At 31.2% G+C, this 3753-nt stretch carries 2 protein-coding genes; both read left to right on the forward strand.

All coding sequences use genetic code 11. The annotated features are described in order from the left end of the window. Positions 1 to 343 (forward strand): phosphopantetheine-binding protein (locus ACNQGX_RS18145; protein WP_417978694.1); only part of this gene is annotated, 343 nt, incomplete at its 5' end. Positions 344 to 363: 20 nt separating this feature from the next. Next, positions 364 to 3753, forward strand: a 3390-nt coding sequence (locus ACNQGX_RS18150; RefSeq protein ID WP_417978696.1) for a non-ribosomal peptide synthetase, incomplete at its 3' end; no start/stop codon positions are given.

Below are 3753 nucleotides of genomic sequence, written 5' to 3' on the forward strand. Positions count from 1 at the left end.
GCCAAGTGTGACAGGTGAGGATGTAATTAAAAAAGAATATGTAGCTCCAAGAAATGCAACGGAGCAAAAAATGGTGGAAATATGGCAAGAAGTATTAGGAGTTAAAAGAGTAGGAATAACCGATAGTTTTTTTGATTTGGGGGGGAATTCACTAAATGCAATTCAAATTATTTTAAGAATATTTAAAGAATTTAGTGTAGAAATATCTTTCGAGGAATTTTTCAATAAGCCTAGTGTTCAGTTAATTTATGATTTAATTGCCGAACAAAGTAAAACAGCTAAATGGTTACAGATAGGAAATCTGATAGAGGAAAGTGGCGAATTTGAAGAGGTTTTAATCTAATAAAAATAGTAAAAAGTAAAATGGAATTAAAAGAATTATTTTTAATATTACAAGAAAAAAAAATATATCTCAGTTTAAGAGAAGATGATCTTGCCATAAGGTTTCCAAAGGGAGAAGTGATAGATCAAAATTTACTTTCTATTATAAAACAGTTCAAGACTAATATAATAAAATTGCTAAAAACAGATAGCAACTTTATTCAAATTCCTAAAGCAGAAATAAATAAATCATATCCATTAACTGCCTCACAGGGCCGATTATGGTTATTGAGTCAAATGGATGGTGGTTCAGCAGCTTATAGTATTCCTGCAGCAGTTCGGTTAGAAGGGTACATGGATATTAATAAATTTGAAATATCATTCAGAAGACTTATAGGCCGTCATGAAATATTGCGAACCAGCTTTAAGACCAATTCAGAAGAGGAAGTTCGCCAGTTTATCATACCAAATGAGGATATAAATTTTAAAATATCAAGAGAAGATTTCTCAATGAAAGAGGATCAGGATCAGTTAGTTTCAGATTATCTAGAAGAATTGAACAAAAAAATATTTGATTTAGAGCAAGGGCTTTTGGTAAGAGCCTCCCTGATTAAATTAAAAGAAGAGAATTATATATTTTTCTTATCCATGCATCATATCATAAGTGATGGTTGGTCTATGGAGTTGTTAATCTCAGAAGTAGTAAAGACATATAATTCCTTAGTAGGTGGAAAAGAAGTTCACTTACCAGAATTGAGGATCCAATATAAAGACTACGCAGTATGGCTCAATGAAGAATTACAACGAGAAAAGTATCAAAAAGCAGAAGTTTTTTGGTTGAAGCAATTTGCGGGTGAGCTACCCGTTTTACATTTACCAAGTTTTAAAGCACGCCCATTGCTTCAAACCTATAGCGGAGATAAGATTACTTATGAATTTTCGAAAGTATTTTTAGAGAAATTGAAGGCCTTCTCAAAAGAACAAGATGCAACTTTGTTTGTGACTTTAATGACAGCAGTAAAGGTTTTACTTTATAGATATTCAGGTCAGAATGATTTGATATTAGGAACACCAATAGCAGGTAGGGAACATCCAGATTTAGAGAATCAAATAGGATTGTATATAAATACACTGGCTATTAGAACGCGTTTTGAAGAGAGAAACAGTTTTAAAGAATTGTTAAGCAGAGTAAGACAAACACTATTTGGAGCTTATGAACACCAGAGTTACCCTTTTGACAAATTGGTAAGTAAGCTTAATTTAAAACGAGACATGAGTAGATCAGCCTTGTTTGACGTATTAGTTGTATTACAAAATCAAGCTCAGGTTGAAAGTCTAAGAAATGAAGAAACATTATTAGGATTGCAAGTTACTAACTATGATTTTATAAATAGAACATCACAATTCGACATAAGTTTTAATTTTATTGAATTGGAGAATTTGGTATTAACTGTAAATTACAATACAGACATTTATGATGTAACATTGATAGGCAATATGCTTATTCATTTTGAGAATTTAGTTACAAAAATGATAGAGCAATCAGAGACTAATATCGAGGAAATTGATTATTTAACCGAACAAGAGAAGCATGAGCTTTTGGTCAATTTTAATGACACAAAAGTTGATTATCCCAAGGATAAGACGATAATAGATTTATTTGAGGAGCAGGTTAAGAAAACACCAGATAATGTTGCAATTATTTTTGAAGATAGATTTTTAACTTATCAGGAGCTTGATGAACATTCGAATCAACTAGCATCATATTTAAGGTCGGTTTATGATATTCAGGTCAATGATTTGATAGGAATTAAGCTAGAAAGAAGTGAATATATGATTGTTGCCATGTTAGGGATATTAAAATCCGGAGCAGCTTATGTGCCAATCGACCCTACTTATCCTGAAGAAAGGATTACCTATATAGAGAATGACAGTAAAAGTAAGATTGTTGTAGATGAAAAGAAATTATCGAAGTTTAAAAAAGTCCAGCACAAATATTCAAAATCAAATATAGAGAAATTGGGTCGTCCGAATGATCTAGCTTATGTGATATATACTTCTGGAACAACGGGAAACCCTAAAGGAGTAATGATTGAGCAAAGGAATACGGTTGAATTAATCAATTGGTCAATACTTGAATTCAGTTCATCAGGATTTGAGGTTATGTATGCAACGACTTCCTATTGTTTTGATTTATCTATTTATGAGATTTTTTACACATTATCCATTGGAAAAAAAATAAGGATTTTACAAAATGCATTAGAAATAAAGAATTATTTAAATATAGATAATAGCATTGGATTAAACACAGTTCCTTCTGTTGTTAGAGGTTTAATAGAGAGCAATATAAGTTTTAATAATATATCTTTTATAAATATGGCAGGAGAGATTGTTCCTGTTGATATTGTAAAAAAACTTCAATCTCAAAAAATAGAAATTAGAAATCTTTACGGACCCTCAGAAGATACAACTTATAGCACTAGCTACAAAGCTATTGATATTGAATATGGTAATTTCCCAATAGGTAAACCTATTTCGAATACCCAGATTTATATACTTGATGAATCATTGCAATTGTTACCCATTAGCGTAGAGGGAGGGCTTTATGTATCAGGAGCAGGAGTTGCAAGAGGTTATTTAAACAAACCAGAGCTTACTGAAGAAAAATTCATTTCAAATCCATTTATAGAAGGGGAGAGAATGTATGATACGGGTGATTTAGCGAGATGGTTACCTGATGGTAATATAGAATTTTTAGGAAGGAAAGATTATCAGGTTAAGATTAGAGGATTCAGGATAGAGTTGGGAGAAATAGAAAATACAATTCTGCAGTTCTCTGATGTTTTAAAACAAGTTGTTGTTGAAGTAAAAGAAATCAACAACGATAAAGTATTGGTTGCTTATTTTGTTTCTACATTAATTATAGACAAATCACAATTACGAAGTTTTATAGAAACTAAGCTTCCTGATTATATGATACCTAGTTTTTATGTAGAACTAGAAGAATTACCCTTAACACCCAATGGGAAAATAGATCGAAAAGTATTACCGAGTGTAGATGGAGAAGATCTTATCAGAAATGAATATGTTGCACCTCGTACTAAGGAAGAGAAGCTAATAGTTTCTGTTTGGGAAGATATACTGAAGAGAGGTTCGATTAGCATAAAAGATAGTTTTTATAATTTAGGTGGTGATTCCATAAAAACGATTCAGGTGGTATCCCGATTAAAACAAAAAGGTTATACTTTAAAAGCTAATCAGATTTTACGCAATCCTATCCTAGAAGATTTAGCAAAATTAGTAGAAAGTAATACAATTGCTATAGATCAATCGGAAGTAAAAGGTAGTGTTGTATTAACCCCAATCCAAAAATATTTTTTTGAAAATGATACTATAGTAAATAAAAGTCATTATAACCAATCGGTACTTTTA

This window comes from Flavobacterium glycogeni (genome assembly GCF_048286775.1).
In the GTDB taxonomy this organism is placed as follows: domain Bacteria; phylum Bacteroidota; class Bacteroidia; order Flavobacteriales; family Flavobacteriaceae; genus Flavobacterium.